At 55.9% G+C, this 19070-nt stretch carries 18 protein-coding genes and 1 tRNA gene; 15 read left to right on the forward strand and 4 right to left on the reverse strand.

The annotated features are described in order from the left end of the window. Positions 1–351: 351 nt before the first annotated feature. From thrS to PF66_RS28305, 10 genes are all read left to right on the forward strand, one after another. The gene (gene thrS / locus PF66_RS28260; protein ID WP_054064495.1) at positions 352–2274 is read left to right on the forward strand and encodes a threonine--tRNA ligase; all 1923 of its coding nucleotides are present in this window, start codon (positions 352–354) and stop codon (positions 2272–2274) included. Further along, complete coding sequence (gene infC, locus PF66_RS28265) at positions 2274–2825, forward strand: translation initiation factor IF-3 (protein ID WP_186676118.1); 552 nt, start codon at positions 2274–2276, stop codon at positions 2823–2825. Before thrS ends, infC begins: the two co-directional genes overlap by 1 nt. Positions 2826–2885: 60 nt before the next feature. Next, positions 2886–3080 (forward strand): 50S ribosomal protein L35, encoded by a 195-nt coding sequence (rpmI, locus tag PF66_RS28270; protein WP_002553160.1) that lies wholly within the window; start codon positions 2886–2888, stop codon positions 3078–3080. Positions 3081–3110: 30 nt separating this feature from the next. Then, positions 3111–3467 (forward strand): 50S ribosomal protein L20, encoded by a 357-nt coding sequence (rplT, locus tag PF66_RS28275; protein WP_010443727.1) that lies wholly within the window; start codon positions 3111–3113, stop codon positions 3465–3467. Positions 3468–3578: 111 nt separating this feature from the next. Next, entirely contained in the window at positions 3579–4595 is a 1017-nt protein-coding gene (pheS, locus tag PF66_RS28280) for a phenylalanine--tRNA ligase subunit alpha (RefSeq protein ID WP_054057739.1), read from the forward strand. Between the two features lie 27 nt (positions 4596–4622). Then, positions 4623–7004 (forward strand): phenylalanine--tRNA ligase subunit beta, encoded by a 2382-nt coding sequence (gene pheT, locus PF66_RS28285; protein ID WP_054064496.1) that lies wholly within the window; start codon positions 4623–4625, stop codon positions 7002–7004. A gap of 3 nt (positions 7005–7007) precedes the next feature. Next, a complete protein-coding gene (gene ihfA, locus PF66_RS28290; RefSeq protein WP_002553164.1) occupies positions 7008–7310 on the forward strand; it encodes an integration host factor subunit alpha in 303 nt (100 codons plus the stop codon). Then, the gene (locus PF66_RS28295) at positions 7291–7647 is read left to right on the forward strand and encodes a MerR family transcriptional regulator (RefSeq protein ID WP_054057737.1); all 357 of its coding nucleotides are present in this window, start codon (positions 7291–7293) and stop codon (positions 7645–7647) included. Before ihfA ends, PF66_RS28295 begins: the two co-directional genes overlap by 20 nt. 89 nt (positions 7648–7736) lie before the next feature. Beyond that, positions 7737–7813 (forward strand) — tRNA-Pro (locus tag PF66_RS28300). Positions 7814–7972: 159 nt separating this feature from the next. Then, positions 7973–8617 carry a hypothetical protein gene (locus PF66_RS28305; protein WP_054064497.1) on the forward strand — a complete coding sequence of 215 codons (645 nt, stop codon included), beginning with the start codon at positions 7973–7975 and terminating at the stop codon, positions 8615–8617. Between the two features lie 126 nt (positions 8618–8743). Here PF66_RS28305 and PF66_RS32365 read toward each other — a convergent pair whose 3' ends face one another. After that, positions 8744–9226, reverse strand: a complete 483-nt coding sequence (locus PF66_RS32365) for a hypothetical protein (RefSeq protein ID WP_081009929.1) — start codon at positions 9224–9226, stop codon at positions 8744–8746. A gap of 214 nt (positions 9227–9440) precedes the next feature. Between PF66_RS32365 and PF66_RS33560 the strand changes: the two genes are divergently transcribed. The 4 genes from PF66_RS33560 to PF66_RS28325 all read left to right on the forward strand — a co-directional run bounded on the left by PF66_RS33560 (position 9441) and on the right by PF66_RS28325 (position 12645). After that, the gene (locus PF66_RS33560; protein WP_342633336.1) at positions 9441–9599 is read left to right on the forward strand and encodes a YhfG family protein; all 159 of its coding nucleotides are present in this window, start codon (positions 9441–9443) and stop codon (positions 9597–9599) included. Between the two features lie 299 nt (positions 9600–9898). Beyond that, complete coding sequence (locus PF66_RS28315; RefSeq protein ID WP_054064499.1) at positions 9899–11113, forward strand: DNA cytosine methyltransferase; 1215 nt, start codon at positions 9899–9901, stop codon at positions 11111–11113. After that, positions 11110–11760: an Eco29kI family restriction endonuclease gene (locus tag PF66_RS28320; protein ID WP_054064500.1), complete on the forward strand. Its 651-nt coding sequence runs from the start codon at positions 11110–11112 to the stop codon at positions 11758–11760. Before PF66_RS28315 ends, PF66_RS28320 begins: the two co-directional genes overlap by 4 nt. A 117-nt stretch (positions 11761–11877) precedes the next feature. Then, positions 11878–12645: a GIY-YIG nuclease family protein gene (locus tag PF66_RS28325; protein WP_054064501.1), complete on the forward strand. Its 768-nt coding sequence runs from the start codon at positions 11878–11880 to the stop codon at positions 12643–12645. On the opposite strand, the gene PF66_RS32370 is transcribed toward PF66_RS28325, so the two are convergent. Both PF66_RS32370 and PF66_RS28330 read right to left on the reverse strand, forming a co-directional pair. Continuing rightward, positions 12626–13057: a very short patch repair endonuclease gene (locus PF66_RS32370; protein ID WP_241494473.1), complete on the reverse strand. Its 432-nt coding sequence runs from the start codon at positions 13055–13057 to the stop codon at positions 12626–12628. The genes PF66_RS28325 and PF66_RS32370 overlap by 20 nt on opposite strands. A 363-nt stretch (positions 13058–13420) precedes the next feature. Then, positions 13421–16132 (reverse strand): AAA domain-containing protein, encoded by a 2712-nt coding sequence (locus PF66_RS28330; protein WP_054064502.1) that lies wholly within the window; start codon positions 16130–16132, stop codon positions 13421–13423. Positions 16133–16523: 391 nt separating this feature from the next. Here PF66_RS28330 and PF66_RS32375 point away from each other — a divergent pair, with 391 nt between their 5' ends. Continuing rightward, a complete protein-coding gene (locus tag PF66_RS32375; protein ID WP_081009930.1) occupies positions 16524–17612 on the forward strand; it encodes an MrcB family domain-containing protein in 1089 nt (362 codons plus the stop codon). Between the two features lie 116 nt (positions 17613–17728). On the opposite strand, the gene PF66_RS28335 is transcribed toward PF66_RS32375, so the two are convergent. Next, positions 17729–19006, reverse strand: a complete 1278-nt coding sequence (locus PF66_RS28335) for a DUF5623 domain-containing protein (RefSeq protein WP_054064503.1) — start codon at positions 19004–19006, stop codon at positions 17729–17731. Between the last annotated feature and the right edge of the window lie 64 nt (positions 19007–19070).

Raw genomic sequence — 19070 nt, forward strand, 5'->3', positions numbered from 1 at the left:
AGCGTCGCTTGCAGGGTGTTTGAGGGCCGCAGGGCCGCTCAAGTTCACCGGTGGCAGATGAAACCTGCTGAACTGTAGCAGTTTGTGCTTGTGGCGAGGCGATGACCGTTCATCTGTGCTAGCATCCCCGCCCTGGCTGTATTCGGCGTCGTAGCGGGGTTCCTCCTGCGACGCCACGCCATCAACCCTTTTTTGAACTCCAGTCACTCTGGTTCGTTTCCGGTTGGCCTTGCGGCTCCTGCCACTGTGCGGCAGGCGTTCTTCACTGAGCGGCTGGACGGATCGCGTACTGGCTGCTCATCCCAACCCACGTGACCTTTGGTAGGGGTCACCACTAGGAGAGGAGGCGCCATGCCCACTATTACTCTTCCCGACGGCAGTCAACGTTCGTTCGATCGCCCGGTTTCCGTAGCCGAAGTCGCCGCATCCATCGGTGCCGGCCTGGCCAAGGCCACCGTGGCCGGCAAGGTCAACGGCAAGCTGGTCGATGCCTGTGACCTGATCGACGCCGATTCCACACTGCAAATCATCACGCCCAAGGATGAAGAGGGGCTGGAGATCATTCGTCACTCTTGCGCCCACCTGGTTGGCCACGCGGTCAAGCAGTTGTATCCGACCGCCAGGATGGTGATCGGCCCGGTCATCGACGAAGGTTTCTACTACGACATCGCCTACGAGCGGCCTTTCACCCCGGACGACCTGGCGGCGATCGAAGAGCGTATGCACCAGTTGATCGACAAGGACTACGACGTGATCAAGAAGGTCACGCCGCGCGCCGAGGTCATCGAAGTGTTCACCCGGCGCGGTGAGGACTACAAGCTGCGCCTGGTCGAGGACATGCCGAACGAAACGGCGATGGGCCTGTACTACCACGAAGAATACGTCGACATGTGCCGTGGCCCGCACGTGCCGAACACCCGTTTCCTCAAGTCGTTCAAGCTGACCAAGCTGTCCGGCGCCTACTGGCGCGGCGATGCCAAGAACGAGCAGCTGCAGCGCGTCTACGGCACCGCCTGGGCGGACAAGAAGCAACTGGCCGCCTATATCCAGCGCATCGAGGAAGCGGAAAAACGCGACCACCGCAAGATCGGCAAGCGCCTGGGCCTGTTCCACACCCAGGAAGAAGCCCCGGGCATGGTGTTCTGGCACCCCAACGGCTGGACCCTGTACCAGGTGCTCGAGCAGTACATGCGCAAGGTGCAGCGTGACAACGGTTACTTGGAGATCAAGACCCCGCAAGTGGTCGACCGCTCCCTGTGGGAGAAATCCGGGCACTGGGCCAACTATGCCGAGAACATGTTCACCACCGAGTCGGAAAGCCGCGACTACGCCATCAAGCCGATGAACTGCCCCTGCCACGTGCAGGTGTTCAACCAAGGCCTGAAGAGCTACCGCGAGCTGCCGATGCGTCTGGCCGAGTTCGGTGCCTGCCACCGCAACGAGCCGTCGGGTGCGCTGCACGGCATCATGCGCGTGCGTGGTTTCACCCAGGACGACGCGCACATCTTCTGCACCGAAGACCAGATGCAGACCGAATCCGCCGCCTTCATCAAGCTGACCATGGACGTCTACGCCGACTTCGGCTTCAAGGACATCCAGATGAAGCTGTCCACCCGCCCTGAAAAGCGCGTGGGCTCCGACGAGCTGTGGGACCGTGCCGAAAGCGCACTGGCCGCGGCCCTCGACAGCGCCGGCCTGCCGTATGACCTGCAGCCGGGCGAGGGCGCCTTCTACGGGCCGAAGATCGAATTCTCGCTCAAGGACTGCCTGGGCCGTGTCTGGCAGTGCGGTACCCTGCAGCTGGACTTCAACCTGCCCATCCGCCTCGGTGCCGAATACGTTTCCGAAGACAACAGCCGCAAGCATCCGGTGATGCTGCACCGGGCCATCCTCGGTTCGTTCGAGCGTTTCGTCGGAATCCTGATCGAGCACTACGAGGGCGCGTTCCCGGCCTGGCTGGCGCCAACCCAGGCGGTGGTCATGAATATCACCGACAAGCAGGCCGATTTTGCCCTCGAAGTGGAAAAATCTCTGGCCGAAAGCGGATTCCGTGCCAAGTCCGACTTGAGAAATGAGAAAATCGGCTTTAAAATCCGCGAGCATACCTTGCTCAAGGTTCCCTATCTTTTGGTTATCGGAGACAGGGAAGTCGAAACGCAAACTGTCGCTGTGCGTACCCGTGAAGGCGCTGACCTGGGCTCCATGCCCGTCGCCCAGTTCACGGCGCTCCTCGCGCAAGCGGTTTCCCGGCGTGGTCGCCAAGATTCGGAGTAATTATTATTAAGCGTGATATGAGACAAGATAAACGAGCTGCACCGAAAGCGCCGATCAACGAGAATATCTCGGCACGCGAGGTTCGGTTAATTGGCGCTGATGGCGAGCAGATTGGCATCGTCTCGATTGATGAAGCGCTTCGAATTGCCGAAGAAGCCAAACTGGACCTGGTGGAAATTTCCGCTGACGCCCAGCCACCCGTCTGCCGGGTGATGGACTACGGCAAGTCGATCTTCGAAAAGAAGAAGCAAATTGCTGCTGCGAAGAAAAACCAGAAGCAAGTGCAGGTTAAAGAAATCAAGTTTCGTCCAGGGACGGAGGAAGGGGATTACCAGGTAAAACTACGCAACCTGGTACGTTTCCTGAGTGACGGGGACAGGGCCAAGGTTTCCTTGCGATTCCGCGGCCGTGAGATGGCCCACCAGGAGCTGGGGATGGATCTGCTCAAGCGGGTTGAAGCTGACCTGCAAGAGTACGGATCGGTCGAACAGCATCCTAAGATGGAAGGACGCCAGCTGATCATGGTCATCGCCCCGAAAAAGAAGAAGTAACCACCAGGGCACGGCAGGCCTTGCGGTTATGTTTATCCATTGAATGCGGAGTATCCGAACATGCCAAAGATGAAAACCAAAAGCGGTGCTGCCAAGCGGTTTCTGAAAACTGCTAACGGCATCAAGCACAAGCACGCTTTCAAGAGCCACATCCTGACCAAAATGTCGACCAAGCGTAAGCGTCAACTGCGTGGTAGCAGCCTGCTGCACCCGTCTGACGTTGCAAAAGTCGAGCGCATGCTGCGCCTTCGTTAATTTTTGGCTCAAGAACAGAGGAAGTAACTCATGGCTCGTGTAAAGCGTGGCGTCATTGCCCGTAAGCGTCACAAGAAAATTCTGAAACTTGCCAAAGGCTACTACGGTGCACGCTCGCGCGTATTCCGTGTTGCCAAGCAAGCGGTAATCAAGGCAGGCCAATACGCCTACCGTGACCGTCGTCAGAAAAAACGTCAGTTCCGCGCTCTGTGGATCGCTCGTATCAACGCTGGTGCGCGTATCAACGGTCTGTCCTACAGCCGTTTCATCGCGGGCCTGAAAAAAGCGTCGATCGAAATCGACCGTAAGGTTCTGGCTGATCTGGCAGTGAACGAAAAAGCGGCGTTTGCTGCGATTGTCGAGAAAGCTAAAGCCGTTCTGGCTTAAGTACCCCCCGACAATCACCGAGGTCGGCCTTCGCAGGCTTCGGTGTTAAACGTCAGTAAATAGGGGAAGAGCCTTCAAGCTCTTCCCCTATTTCGTATCTGGAGTCTGTACATGGAAAACCTGGACGCACTGGTCTCTCAAGCACTTGAGGCTGTGCAAAGCGCTGAAGACATCAATGCCCTGGAGCAAATCCGGGTTCACTACCTTGGCAAGAAGGGTGAGCTGACTCAGGTGATGAAGACCCTGGGGAGCCTGCCGGCAGAAGAGCGTCCGCAAGTCGGCGCCCTGATCAATGTCGCCAAGGAGCGTGTCACCGAGGTGCTCAATGCGCGCAAGGCGTCGTTCGAGGAAGCGGAACTGGCCGCCAAACTCGCCGCCGAGTCCATTGACGTGACCCTGCCTGGCCGTGGCCAGACCTCCGGTGGTCTGCATCCGGTCACCCGGACTCTGGAACGCATCGAACAATTCTTTACCCACATCGGCTACGGCATCGCCGAAGGTCCCGAGGTGGAAGACGATTACCACAACTTCGAGGCGCTCAACATCCCAGGCCACCACCCGGCCCGGTCGATGCACGACACCTTCTATTTCAATGCGAACATGCTGCTGCGCACCCACACCTCGCCGGTCCAGGTGCGCACCATGGAATCGCAGAAGCCGCCGATCCGCATCGTCTGCCCAGGCCGTGTGTATCGCAGCGACTCCGATATCACCCACTCGCCGATGTTCCACCAGGTCGAAGGCCTGCTGGTCGATCGCGACATCAACTTCGCCGACCTCAAAGGCACCATCGAGGAATTCCTGCGGGTGTTCTTCGAGAAGGAACTGGCGGTGCGTTTCCGTCCGTCCTACTTCCCCTTCACCGAGCCATCGGCCGAAGTCGACATGGAATGCGTGATGTGCAGCGGCAAGGGTTGCCGCGTGTGCAAGCAGACCGGTTGGCTGGAAGTCATGGGCTGCGGCATGGTGCACCCGAACGTGCTGCGCATGTCCGGCATCGACCCGGAAGAATTCCAGGGCTTTGCCTTCGGCATGGGCGTTGAGCGTCTGGCCATGCTGCGTTATGGCGTGAACGACTTGCGTCTGTTCTTCGACAACGACTTGCGGTTCCTCGCGCAATTTCGCTAGTCGTCACGAATCTATTGGGAGAACAGGATGAAATTCAGTGAACAATGGCTGCGTGGCTGGGTAAGCCCGCAGGTTAGCCGCGACGAGCTGGTGGCTCGTCTGTCGATGGCGGGTCTGGAGGTCGACAGCGTGACCCCGGCCGCTGGCGAATTCAGCGGCGTGGTGGTCGGTGAAGTACTGAGCACCGAACAACACCCGGATGCCGACAAGCTGCGCGTGTGCCAGGTCAGCAACGGTGCGGAAACCTTCCAGGTGGTCTGTGGCGCGCCCAACGTGCGTCCGGGCCTGAAGGTGCCATTCGCCATGATCGGCGCCCAACTGCCGGGCGACTTCAAGATCAAGAAGGCCAAGCTGCGCGGTATCGAATCCAACGGCATGCTCTGCTCGCAGGCCGAACTGCAGATCGGTGAAGGCAACGACGGCCTGTTCGAGCTGGCCGCCGATGCGCCGGTGGGCGACGACATCCGTGCCTACCTGAGCCTGGACGACGCCAGCATCGAGGTCGACCTGACCCCGAACCGCGGCGACTGCCTGTCCCTGGCGGGTCTGGCCCGTGAAGTCGGCGCGCTGTACGCCGCTGACGTCGCACGTCCAGCCGTGCCTGCCGTTGCCGCCGTGCACGACGAAGTGCGCCCGATCGAAGTCCTGGCGCCGGCGGCCTGCCCGCGTTACCTGGGCCGCGTGATCCGCAACGTCGACCTGTCCAGGCCGACGCCGCTGTGGATGGTCGAGCGCCTGCGTCGATCCGACGTGCGCAGCATCGACGCCGCCGTCGACATCACCAACTACGTGATGATCGAGCTGGGCCAGCCACTGCACGCCTTCGACCTCGCCGAAATCAACGGCGGCATTCGCGTGCGCATGGCTGAAGAAGGCGAGAAGCTGGTGCTGCTCGACGGTCAGGAAGTCACCCTGCGTAGCGACACCCTGGTGATTGCCGACCACAACCGCGCCCTGGCGATTGCCGGCGTGATGGGTGGCGAGCACAGCGGTGTGAACACCGCGACCACGCGCGACATCTTCCTGGAAAGCGCGTTCTTCGATCAGATCGCCGTGGCCGGCAAGGCCCGTTCCTACGGCCTGCACACCGACGCTTCGCACCGCTACGAGCGGGGCGTGGACTGGAAGCTGGCCCGTGAAGCCATGGAGCGCGCCACTGGCCTGCTGCTGGAAATCACCGGCGGCGAAGCCGGCCCGATCATCGAAACCGTCAGCGAAGCGCACCTGCCATCCGTGGCACCGGTGACCCTGCGTGCCGAGCGCATCACCCAGATGCTGGGCATGGAAATGGACGCGGCCGAAGTCGAGCGCCTGCTGACCGGTCTAGGCCTGGGCGTGACCGCCAGCGGGGCAGGGCAGTGGACCGTCGAAGTGCCAAGCCATCGCTTCGACATCAGCCTGGAAGTCGACCTGATCGAAGAACTGGCGCGCCTGTACGGCTACAACCGCCTGCCGGTTCGTTACCCGCAGGCGCGCCTGGCGCCAAAGGCCAAGGCTGAAGCCCGTAGCGGCCTGCCGGAACTGCGTCGGCTGCTGGTGGCCCGTGGTTACCAGGAAGCGATTACCTACAGCTTCATCGATCCGAAGCAGTTCGAACTGTTCAGCCCGGGCGTCGAGCCGCTGCTGCTGGCCAACCCGATCTCCAACGACATGGCGGCCATGCGCTCGTCCCTGTGGCCGGGCCTGGTCAAGGTGCTGCAGCACAACCTCAACCGTCAGCAGGATCGCGTCCGCCTGTTCGAAAGCGGCCTGCGTTTCGTCGGCCAGTTGGAAGGTCTGAAGCAGGAGCCGATGCTGGCCGGTGTGGTCTGCGGCAGCCGCCTGCCGGAAGGCTGGGCGCACGGTCGCGATGCGGTCGACTTCTTCGACGTCAAGGCCGACGTGGAAGCGATCCTCGGTGCTGCCGGTGCCCTGGGCGATTTCACCTTCGTGCCGGGCAAGCACCCAGCGCTGCATCCGGGCCAGACCGCTCAGATCGAGCGTGACGGGAAACGGGTCGGCTTTATTGGCGCGATTCACCCGGAGCTGTCCAAGACTCTGGGCCTGGATCGTCCGGTGTTCGTCTTCGAGCTGGTCCTGGCTGAAGTGGCGGCGGGCAAGATGCCGAAATTCAGCGAGCTGTCGCGCTTCCCTGAAGTGCGTCGTGACCTGGCCCTGCTGGCGGACAAGGGCGTGGCAGCCACGGCCGTGCTGGAAGTCATTCGTGAGAATGCAGGCGAATGGCTGACGGACCTCAGGCTTTTTGACGTCTATGAGGGTAAAGGCATTGATCCTCATAGAAAAAGCCTCGCCGTTGGCTTGACCTGGCAGCATCCATCGCGCACTCTTAATGACGATGAGGTGAACTCCGCAACGCAAGACATCCTCACCTCGCTTGAAACCAGGTTGAACGCCACGTTAAGGAAGTGACGTATGGGGGCTCTGACGAAAGCTGAAATGGCGGAACGTCTCTACGAGGAGTTGGGTCTTAACAAACGCGAGGCCAAGGAATTGGTCGAGCTGTTCTTTGAAGAGATCCGCCACGCACTCGAGGACAACGAGCAGGTCAAACTGTCGGGTTTCGGCAACTTTGATTTGCGCGACAAACGCCAGCGGCCTGGCCGCAATCCAAAAACGGGAGAGGAAATCCCGATCACGGCGCGCCGTGTGGTCACCTTTCGTCCAGGGCAGAAACTGAAAGCCCGAGTTGAGGCCTATGCTGGAACCAAGTCATAACGACGAGCTCCCGCCGATCCCAGGCAAACGCTACTTCACCATTGGTGAAGTCAGCGAGCTGTGCGCGGTAAAACCGCACGTGCTGCGCTACTGGGAGCAGGAATTTCCTCAACTCAACCCCTCCAAGCGGGGCGGCAACCGCCGGTATTACCAGCGCCACGACGTGCTGATGATCCGCCAGATCCGCGCCTTGCTGTACGACCAGGGCTTCACCATTGGCGGGGCGCGTCAGCGCCTCTCCAGTGACGACGCCAAGGAAGAGAACATCCAGTACAAGCAACTGATCCACCAGATGATCGCCGAGCTGGAGGATGTGCTGGCGGGGCTGAAGAAGTAAATTTTTTGGAAATAATACTTCCAAAATTCAAAAGGTTAGGTTAAATTCCTAATCGCTTTCAGAGGTTTGAAAGCACAGCTACTCAGTGTCGGGGCGTAGCGCAGCCCGGTAGCGCACTTGCATGGGGTGCAAGGGGTCGAGTGTTCGAATCACTCCGTCCCGACCAATATTTCTAATGATGAAGCCCAATCTGAAAAGGTTGGGCTTTTTCATGCCTGTTAGTTTTTCAGGTCCGCTGATCTGAAGCAGTTCTAGAGGGATCTATGCATATTGCCTGTTTGGTACGGTTTTCTGCCGTCTATGCCGTCTGTAAGGGAGTGATCTGATGTCCCTGAAGTATGTTCCATTGTATGCCTGCCTGGCATTGCTCTCCGCCTGTTCGGCTCGACCTTGGGTGCCTTATGTTGAACCGGCACCAGGTACTGATACTGCCCAGCTTCGTGTGATTACCAATGGCGAGGTACGAGGTGGTGTTTACGAAGGCTGTGTCGGGAATGAGCAGGGATTGGCCAAGGCGGGGCGGTTTGGTGAAAACCGCCAGCCGGCGATCAATTATCCGCAATCGCCCCAGGTACCGCCCAAGTTGGACATGCCCGCGCGTTTTGCTCCGAAGCTGAACGACTATCTGGGCGTGACGAGTATGGCTGAGGGGCTTTATTCAGAAATAGTGGCCGAATACCGGGTGCCGGCGGGCAAGCCGTTTGTGCTGTCACGGGAAATGCTGCAGGCGGGTAGCTATGGCAGTACCTACATGCAGTGTCCGGAGCAGGCCCAGGTTTTTACATTTGAGAAGGGTAAAAACTATGAGGTCTATATGGGCATCAATAGCGTTACTGCCAGTGATGGCACAAGCCAGGTGAAATGCCCTTTTGCGGTGTATGAGTTGGTGAGCTTTGGCACTCAGGGGTTGACGCTCCCCAGAACCCTCCAGAGCAGGGAACCGTCGACACAGAAGTGCCCGGCTCGTTGATTGCGTAGGCTCGCTCGATGCTGCATTTGCTGGTCTCAAGGAAGCGATCAGCAAGTGGCAGGGGCATTGGTGCAGGAGTAGAAACCAGCACTTTATCGGAGGCGTATGGCATGTGGCTGCCTGATATCATCGATGGACGAAGTGTTGCTGCATGTAGTCGTGATCTTCTTCGACCTGCCGGGGATATCTGCTTTCATCAAGCATATTGCGAAGTCGCGCAGAATGGCTTACCTGCTCAAATGCCACTTGGCACCCGGCGCTGTCAAAGAATGAGCGGAGATGGGCCAATACGCTGTCAAACTCAGGGCTCTCAATGCGCAGCGAGAGAAGCGTCAGGTCTATTTGGTCCGTGAGTTCTCGATACAAGTTGATTGCAACAATACTGCCTCCATTATCTTGAGCATGGTACACATGTACGTCGCCGTAGCCGTTGTAAGGGTGAGCGAAATACGAATCATGGAGCTCCATGATGTTTACGGGAATTTCAAGGGTGGCAAATACAGCCTGAAGGTCAGCGTTGGGATACTTGTCGTCGCCTTCCCAGGTGACTAGATCTGACATCGAAACGCAGATGTCGAACTCTTTGGCAGAGATAATTTTACTAGACATTATTATACCGTCGCTGGGTTTTGGATGACTGATCTTATCATCAAATTTACCGATTTTCTCTGATCGCAAAGTTATTTGGGTTTGCGTAGAGCTGGGCCTAACTTTTCAGAGGATCACACTTTTAGAGATATCCCGAATCCTGTCAAATTAGAGTTATGAGTAGAGATGGATTAAAATAGTCTGATCAACACACCTGAGATTTTGCTCGATCTGTGTGCTCAGTTTGAAAGCTAAGAAGACTTATGCAGCCAGAACTCGTGAATCCAATTATGTGGCCAGTCTTCGTTCGGCCGGCTTCAAAGTGACCTTTCCTGATAGCGAGAAAAGCGTGCCTACGCGCGAAGAGATTCTGAAGGTGCTCGCTGGTAAGTGAGTCTGTTTCGGCTGTCGACCTCCAGGTATTATTGGTGCCTCATGGTTTAAGCTGGTTTCGGACTTTTTCTTGCTTATTTCATGGGCTCGCTGCTTGTATAGCGGTGATTATCTCGTATAAAGCCTGTAAATCTGACCAATGGCGATTCATCGATACTGCTAGGGGTGGGGCGGTAGGGAGCTGCTTTTTGCTTCGAATTTTCACGCTTCTGCTGCATTGGGGTCTGGATAATGGGTGTGCGGGCTCTGAAATTTTGATAGTATTCTGTATATTATTACAGTGTTTTTGAGGGCGATCCGATGAGATCAGTGGAGCTATTCGCAGGCGCGGGTGGTCTAGCCATGGGGTGCGAAATCGCGGGATTTGAGCATCTTGCTGTCGTCGAATGGGACAAATGGGCCTGTGACACGGTAAGAGAAAACCAGCGACGCGGTTACCCGCTCTTGGACAGTTGGGAGCTTCACGAAGGCGACGTTCGCGCTTTTGATTGGGCATCTATTCCCCAAGGGATTGAGCTCTTAGCAGGCGGCCCACCCTGTCAACCCTTCTCCATCGGTGGGAAGCATAGGGCTCAAGCTGATACGCGGGATATGTTTCCCGCAACAGTTGAAGTGATCCGGCGACTCAAACCGCAAGCCTTCATTGTTGAGAACGTTAAGGGGCTGACTCGCTCGACGTTCGCTAATTATTTTCACTACATTCAGCTTCAGCTCGAGTTTCCCGAGCTGCCCCCCCTTGGTGACGAGGACTGGAGCGAGCACCTAAAGCGTCTGCAGGAAGAAAAGACTTCCGGCAACAGTAAAGGGAGTGGGCTAACGTACAACGTGGTACCAACCTTGGTTAACGCTGCCAATTATGGTGTACCGCAGAAGCGTGAGCGAGTCTTTTTCGTGGGTTTCCGTGATGACCTTGGCGTTGAATGGTCCTTCCCCGAGCCCACGCACAGCTACGAAGCCTTGCTTTACGAACAATGGGTCACCGGTTCCTATTGGCGGCGTCATGGTCTACCCATGCCTGCGGTGCCTCCCAAGCTTGCTGGTCGAGTCGCAAAGCTCTGTCAGTTAAAATCTCCGCCGACTGCATTCGCGTGGCGTACTGTTAGGGACGTCATTTATGATTTGCCTGATCCGCAGTCGCGTGAGGCTTTGAGTGTCCCTAACCATCAATTTCAAGATGGTGCAAGGGTGTACCCCGGCCACACGGGGAGTCCTCTTGATCTTCCCGCGAAGACACTGAAGGCGGGAGGGCATGGTGTGCCCGGTGGTGAAAATATGCTTGTTCGAGATGACGGTAGCGTCCGTTATTTTACTGTGAGAGAAAGTGCACGTATTCAGACCTTCCCAGATGGCTTCAGATTTCATGGAAGTTGGACCGAGACCATGCGCCAACTTGGGAACGCGGTGCCGGTGTTGTTGGCACAGCGTGTTGCGTCGAGCGTGGCTGAGAAGCTTGCAATTGCTGGATTGAGCAAACTGAAAAAAGCAGATACAGGTAAAGGAAGGGCTACCGCGTGACGGGAAAAGTGATTCCGTTCAATCCATTGGACAAGAAGAATCTCGGCGCAAGCGTTGCCGAGGCGCTATTAACGAAGGAAGTCCATCCATTGGGAGATCTCCCCGTATTTGAAGGGGCTGGAATCTATGCCATCTACTATACAGGTGACTTTGCCCCCTATGCGCAGGCTAGTAGGCTCAACCGTAATGGAAAGTTTATGCTGCCCATCTATGTCGGTAAGGCGGTTCCTCCTGGTGCGCGAATGGGGAGTGGTCAGGAGCTGGCGGCGGGGAAGGTTTTGCATAAGCGGCTGAAGGAGCATGCTGAAAGCATCAAGGCTGCTGAAAACCTAGTTATTGGTGATTTCCACTGCCGTTTCCTGGTTGTGGATGACATCTGGATCCCACTAGGCGAGTCGCTGATCATCGCTCGCTTTACTCCTGTGTGGAACTCGCTCATTGACGGCTTTGGCAACCATAATCCCGGCAAGGGTCGCCACGCGGGCATGCGACCCCGCTGGGACGTCCTACACCCTGGGCGCGAATGGGCTATGCGTCTAGCGGATCGCCCTGAAAGTCAGGCGCAAATTGCTCAGGATGCTGAGACCTACCTTCGCGTGTTGCCTTCTTGCCTTTCTGGTCAGTTCATTGAGGCCTTAGGGGAGTAAATTGATCACCCACCAGCGTCCTGCAGGTGGGTATTCCTAGTGCATTCATAGTTTTGGTCGAGACGATTTTTGGGGTTAGACTGGCGCACGGTTTTAACTTTGGGAAGTCAATGGAAAATGGACTATTTCAAGGCACTTGAATTTGATTTGCCCTCTGCGCTTTTGGCGCAATTGGTGAGTCTGTTTGAGAGTATGGTTCCTGTACCTCTCACTGAAGATTCTGTTCAGAATGTTCCAGAGGAGCAGGGCGTTTACCAGCTATTTTTGGATGGTGTGCTGGTTTATGTAGGGAAAACTGACGCAGAGGCTGGTCTGAAGAATCGGCTGTTGCGCCACTCTAAGAAGGTGCGATCACGTCAGAATCTGCTACAAACTCAGGTTGCCTTCAAAGCCGTTAGACTATACGTATTTACCGCGATGGACCTTGAGAGTCTACTAATCAAACACTATAAATACCTCAGTATCCGCCTTTCTTGGAATTTCAGTGGATTCGGCTCCAATGATCCGGGAAGGAACCGTGATAAGTCAAAAATTAAGGAAAGCCACTTCGATAATCTATATCCGATAGATCTAAACTATGAGGCGACTATAGTTCGATCGAGCGGTGAGATTACTGTTGCTGCGGTATTGAAACAGTTGAAAGAGCAGCTGGGTTATACGATTAGGTATATGAATAAAGGTGGGAAGTCAAAAACGGCGCATTCTGATCTTGAACTAGCGGTTGTGAGGTTGCGAGCGGAGCGGGATAGTGTTAAAAAAATTTTACAGCAGATTAAAGCTGCTTTGGGGCGCGAGTGGCAAATCACCGCGATGCTGGGCTATGTGATCATTTACAAAGAGCGCGAGGTGTATCCTCACGGAACTATTATTGAGGCTGGAGAGTAGTTTCTCCTGAGAGGAATTCGAGGAGTTTTTTCTCGAGGGTCTGCACGTCTTTCAGTTCGCACTCCCAAACGATCATTGTCTCCCAGCCTGCGTTATGAAGTTCTCTAAGATTACACTTGTCACGCATTTTATTACCTTCGAGCTTAGCATGCCAAAAAACCTGGTTTGATTTCGGGATTTTTGCTTGTTTGCACCCTTCGTGGCGGTGCCAAAAACAGCCATTTACAAAGATAATCTTGCGTTTGCGAGGGAATACGATGTCCGGTTTTCCAGGTAGAGTGGTGTCGTGTAGGCGGTAGCGAAAACCTGCACGGTGCAGCATGCGTCGAATAAACATCTCAGGACGTGTATTCTTACTCTTTACTCGGGACATTATATTGCTGCGTTCTTTTGCGCTGATCGTATCCATCATGGGTAACCTTCTTTCTGTAAGATTTATTCTCCAGTGCTTTAGTATCTATTTTAGAACATTAAGCTGAAATCGAAGATGCAGGATAGGATGGACTGCTTTTGGCGTGATGCCGGTGCTCATTCACGCCTAGCTGCTTAGGTGTAGGGATCTACTAACCCCAGGCACCTTTTTAGGCGAGAGTGATCGCGATACAGAGGTGTTTGATGAACAGGCAACTACACGTGCCTTAACCCACGCCTTCAAGTGTGAGGCTGTACCCTTATGCTTGATCGAAGCTAAAGCTGCCCTGAGGGCGCCATACTCCTCGAAGTTAGTGACTACGGCTTCGCCTCGCCGGTGTAACCCGGAAAAAGTGCTCCCAACTTATGTGTCGGGCGCAGGGCTGGCCCATGGGGCGATAAAGTCACCGATCCTCTCCTCGATGCGGCTCTCAACGGTGCGCAGGCGCAGGAGAGGAATGTTGCTTTTGGCGAGGATCTCATTCTTTTTCGCATCCCGAGCCGCCTGGTCGGGGCGGTCGTGGGATCCACCATCGACTTCGATGACCGCTTTGGGGACCTTGCCGATTTTGAAATAGATCACGAAGTCGCAAGTGGAGCGCTTCATGAAGGCGCGCTGGGGCTCCGTCCATTGCGGGTTATCCGGCGATGCGAGTTGATCCAGCTTTATCTGAGTGTGAAACGTCAATGACTGGAACGCCGGCGCGGACAGCGCCTCGCGCAGCAGTTGCGCGATGATCTGCTCGGACTTGTAGCGCGAATCCTCGGGCCGCAGGCGGGCGTCCAGGCGCGCCAGGGATTGGTCGAACTCGCGGTACAGCAAGTCGAAGGCCGACACCACAGGCGCTCGCACGACGTGCTCGTCCTGCGCGTAATAGGTGACGTAGCGAATCAGGGCGGCGATGTGGCCATTGTTCTCGGTGAACACGTCGTCGCCCGTCACCAGGGTAAAGCGATGCTTGGCCCGCGATACCGCCACGTTGATCATGCGTGGGTCATCGACGAAATCCAGGCGCTTTCGCTCCTGGTTATAACGCTTCTTGTCCAGCACCGTAGAGAAGACGATCTCGTCGCACTCCCGACCCTGAAACTTGTGCACGGTGTCCTTGGCGAAGTCCGCCGGCAGGTGCGTGCCGGAGAGGTTCACCTGTGCCCGGAACGGGGCGATGTAACCGCGGCCTTCGCCGTCGAAGTCCACGGGCAGCCCTTCGTCGTCGAGCACCTTGAGCAGAGAGTCCAACTCCCGAAGGTTGGTGTTCTGGCGCGTGTGGTTGCCCTTGGCCGTCACCACCAGGCGTAGAGGGGATTCGCCCTTGTCCTCGGTCATGGGTACCAGGGCGTTGTCGTAGAACTGCTGGTTACAGAACTGGATGATCCGGGGGTGGCAACGGTAATGCTCTTTGAGCAACGTCCTGGGCAGTGCGTCCTGGAAAACCTGGATGCACGAATCGAGCAGGCTGTAGCGCTCGCAATCGTAAGCCTCGATGGGGGCCTTCAGTCCCAGTTTCACGGGGATATGCGCCAACTGGCGGTTGTCACCCACGACGATCAGGTTCTTCGCGCAGCCCAGCGGCAGTATGCCCGGCACGATGTCCTGCAGGGAGGCTTCGTCGATGATCACGTAGTCGAGAATCGCCCCGGGGGCGATCGAGTTGACGATGGAGTGCGTGCCGCTTCCCAGGATAGGGAAACGCTTTACGAAGGCATCGAAATGACGGCGGTAGGTGTTGGCATCGAAGCTGTCCGACGGCGGCACCTGGCGATGTAGGTGCTGCTTCAGGTAAAGCATCGATGCTGTTCTCAGTTCATTCAGCAAGGCGGTGAAATTTCCACGTGCCAGCGATTCACGGCACGCCTGCAACTCTGCTTCTTTGTCCTGCAGTGATTTGTCGTAGTAGTGCATCTGCAGAGCATGGAATGCGGCCAGACGGGCTTCGCCCTCGGCGAATGGCTTGGTGCGGAAGATCCTGAATCTGAACAGCAGTTCGATGCGGTCCTTGAGGTGGATGCGCTGCTCGTCGAGATGAGCCAGGTAGGCCATGAGGTCTGCGGTCTTGCGCGGGGTCAGTCCGTATTTTTCCAGCGACACGCTGGCCTGCACATCGCTGCTTTCCTGCCACTGTTGCAGGTAGCGTCGTTCGATGGCGAGCTCGTCGAGTTCGATTTGCAGTTGAGCCGCTCTGTTGTGGTTGTGCAGGTGCTGCTTCAAGCGGGCCAACAAGGCCTGGATCTCCTCCAGGGAGGGCGCCGGCTCAGGTTCGCTGGATAGCCGTGGGGGCAGGTCGTTGAAGAAGTTCTCGCGGTTGCCCTTTTTGCCGAGCTTGGCGATCAGGTAACCCAGGCCGCATTTTTCCAGCTTTTCGTAGACGTTTTCCACCGCCGCATTGTTGTTGGACAGCACCGCCACTGTCTGCCCGCGTAGCAGGATATTGGCCAGGATGTTGAGGATGGTCTGGGTTTTGCCGGTTCCTGGCGGGCCCTCGATCACGCTGACCTGTGCCTGGAAGGCACGCTCGACTGCATCGAGCTGGCTTTCGTTCAGCCCGAACGGATAGATGAGGCCCTGTCCCGGTTCCAGCGTGCCGTTGCACCCCGTGCAATAGGCCTGCAAGGCGGTACCGGGAGTGGCAGGTAGTTTTTCAAGTTGGCTCACGACATTGCTGGCGATGTCATGGTCAGTCTTCGAATCGGCGTGCTCCTGTCGGGCATTCGCCACCGCAGTGAAATAGCGGAAGACTGGCATTTGCTTCATCGCCGTCGGGGCGGTGAAACGGAGGCCGTCCATCTTGAAGACATAGGGTTTGCTGGCGCCCGGATAGTAGACGACGGCATATCGCTCGTCGTAGATCGTCGCTTTGACGATGGGAGTCATGACGTTGCTGCCGGGTTTGGTCAGCAGCAGGTTGCCCAGTTCGCGCGTGGGAGAGACATGGCAGTCGCTGAGCGAGTACGTGGACGGTTTCCTTGAAGGGTAATAGCAGATCAGTTGCAGGGCTTTGGACTTGTCGCACCAGTGAACCCTCCAGTCGCGGATCATCGTGGTCTGGTCTTCACCGCCTATCTGAATCGAAGCCATACATCTCTATCCCTGTACGCACGGCATCCGACTGGTCCTCGCGGCGGATGCTAATTCCTTGAATAGGTGTCATATTGACATCATTGCGTGTTGAGGCGATAGCCGGCTCATGCATTTGGCTGTTTCCTGGTGCTCTGGGCGAGAGCAGGCAATCGTTACTGTCTACCTCGTCTCAGCCAGCAGCTATCGACCCGAGGCAGTAGGGCGCCAGAAGTTGGCATTCAAGAAGATGAACTTCACGTGAGTTCAGTTTCTTTGCGGCAATTGGATGAGCCGGCAGCAACAGATTTATGACTTCCAGTCCTTTTGACGAGAAAACGCTGAGCTAGATGCCAGTGGCTACGCGTTTCGCATGTGGAAGCAGACTACATAGGAAAATTGGGAGTTTTTAGTGGAAAGCACGTTGGGAAAGGTTTGCGCATTGCAGCCTAAATACTCATCAACCAACACACCTGAAATGCAAGAGCGGGGGCATCTCATTCGGTCAGTGCTCGCGGGGGAGCTACGAACCCGCTTGCCAGCCCTACAGAAGGCATTTGATAGTGTTTTTGATGATCTTGCTGTCGAGGGCTCGGATGGTATCGGTCGAAAGACAGAAGCCCCTTGGGTACGTGTCTTCTCTAGAGCAATGTCTCCCACTGCCAGAGAAGGGTTCTATCTAGTGATCCACTTTGCAGCAGATGGTTCTGCTGTTTTCATCACTGTGGGCTGTGGAAGCACTATTTGGAGCGGGGGCGACCTCCGACCTGTATCTGATGATGAGCTTAAAGCCAGAACCTCGTGGGCTCGTTCTGTCGTTCAACAGAGATGGAAGGCGCTCAGTCCTTTTGATGATGAAATTGTCCTGGGGGCTAGAGCCTCCCTCCCGCGTACATTTGAGAAGGCCACAGTATTCGCCAAGCGTATCCCGGTCTCAGATTTACCTACTGCCAACTTGGACCTTTTGTTATTCAAGGCTGCAGAACGCCTCAGCGAGATCTATCTTGCTCAGCTTGAGCGGCGAGACGTATCACCTGGCGACCAAGACGCGGGTGAGATCACTGTAATTGCCAAGCCTCTGAGAAACAGAGCAGGAAAGCAGGGGAGAGGGCTGACAGCTCAGGAACGGAGGGTAGTCGAGCTTCAAGCTATGGCACTGGCGATGCAATATCTAGTAGGACAGGGCTATGAACTGCGTGATACCTCTGCAACGGAGTCATTTGACATTCTCGCCAAGAGAGCTGTTGAGGAGCTGATGGTCGAGGTGAAGGGCACCACCAGTGACCTCTGCACTTCAGTGCTTATGACAAAAAATGAAGTAGATCTCCATCGGAAAAATAAGGGATCAACTGGCCTAATTATTGTATCAAAAATTAGGCTCTCTCGTGATGCTGGAGAACCAGTAGCCACTGGCGGCGAGGTTGAGGCTTTACTCTGCTGGGATATTGATGAGTGGACTTCTGAGCCAATAGCATTTCAGGTATCGCGAAAGGCTAACTAGTGAAATGCTGCCGAAAAAGCCCAGGCTAACTCAGATGAGTGTTGGATTTTTTTTGAAACTTCAACAGCATAAAAAGTGGCCTACCCTAGGGTAGACCACTCCGCAGCTCTCAACGTTTACCGGCTTACCTTTTTCCGTAGGTCTGCGGCGGCGGCCTCAATTTTGGCCAGCATCTGAGCCCTTGGCTTACATTCCCCGTAAGCTTTAAGGAGCATATCTCGAACCGTTTCGATGGCCTTGAGAGCGTCTTGGGGGGTGGTATACCCATCAACTGCTCGTCCATAGTAAAGCTTGGCGCTGATCTCTGCTGTGAAACCGCCAGGGTGCTCCATATAGGCCCAGTCCTCAAGGCGCGATCGTACTTGGTTCAGTTTCTCATAAACCCTCGCAGTTACGCCGCCTACGCGCGCGGAACTGTTGCATAGCTTATGCAGGATAGGGCCTATCGATGTGTGCATTTTCAGTGACATGCTCCGTGCTGGGCGCCATTTAGCAGGAATGCCAGGCTCCCCGCCATACGCTATTGCTCCATTTCTGATGCCGTTGAATGGCATTGTCCGTATTTTAGGCGGCTTTCCTGAAGCGGTACGGGCTGGGCTAATAAACCTTGAGTCGTACGCCATTTCCTGTGGGGCCCCCTGGGGATAAGCACTGTCCGGGATTTGCTCAACCTGGACTCGTACTTTCATGAGTAGTGCCTGACTAGGGGAGATCAGGTATGGGACAGCATTACCTGGGTAGTAGAGCCCCGGCCATGTTGGTGCCACCTGATGCAGTGCATGATCTTGTAACCATTCCTTTCTGAATTCCGGAGTTGGAGAAATGTAAGGTTCATCCAGCAGCAACCAATCGCCGGTTTGTGGATCCTCCCAGCCTGTCATGTGATCGGCTTTGGGTATCCTGTCTAGGCCATTCATTATCTCAACATTCTCTTTCCGGAAAACTCTCATTAACCCAGTGGAGTCCATGAACAGCAGAGTTGAAGTGGCCTGGTCTAGATAGTGCTTTGCACTGTGCTGGCTGACAGCATCCGTCCGGATTTCGAGGTGATCTAACGCTTCAAGCTTGAATCTCCTCAGATACGTGCCCCCGACCTTGAGGCCATCAGCAAGTAATACGGAAAGGGGGTGCTTGAGATTAATCTCTACGGTATAGCGGCCAGAGGACGGAACTTCAGCCCTTAGGTCCCTCCAGTAGACAGTCACATAGGCGGGATAGCTTTGGGTCGTAGCCTTGGCAATTGCCCGTTTCGCATGACGAAAGTTTTGGAAGCCTGCTTTGCGAGCGGCCTCTTCTAGGGCTTCATGGTGAGTGATGCGAGATTCGCGTTTGATAGCCTTTGCTAGGCGCTTGATGCCGTCGACAGTGGACGGAGGAGTAGCGAGGGTAACCATGAATGTCTCCCGGCCTAATCACGCAGTGTCACCCGTCTCCACTACATCAGACCGATTGAGTTCA

The organism is Pseudomonas asplenii (genome assembly GCF_001293465.1).
Lineage (GTDB): Bacteria > Pseudomonadota > Gammaproteobacteria > Pseudomonadales > Pseudomonadaceae > Aquipseudomonas > Aquipseudomonas fuscovaginae_B.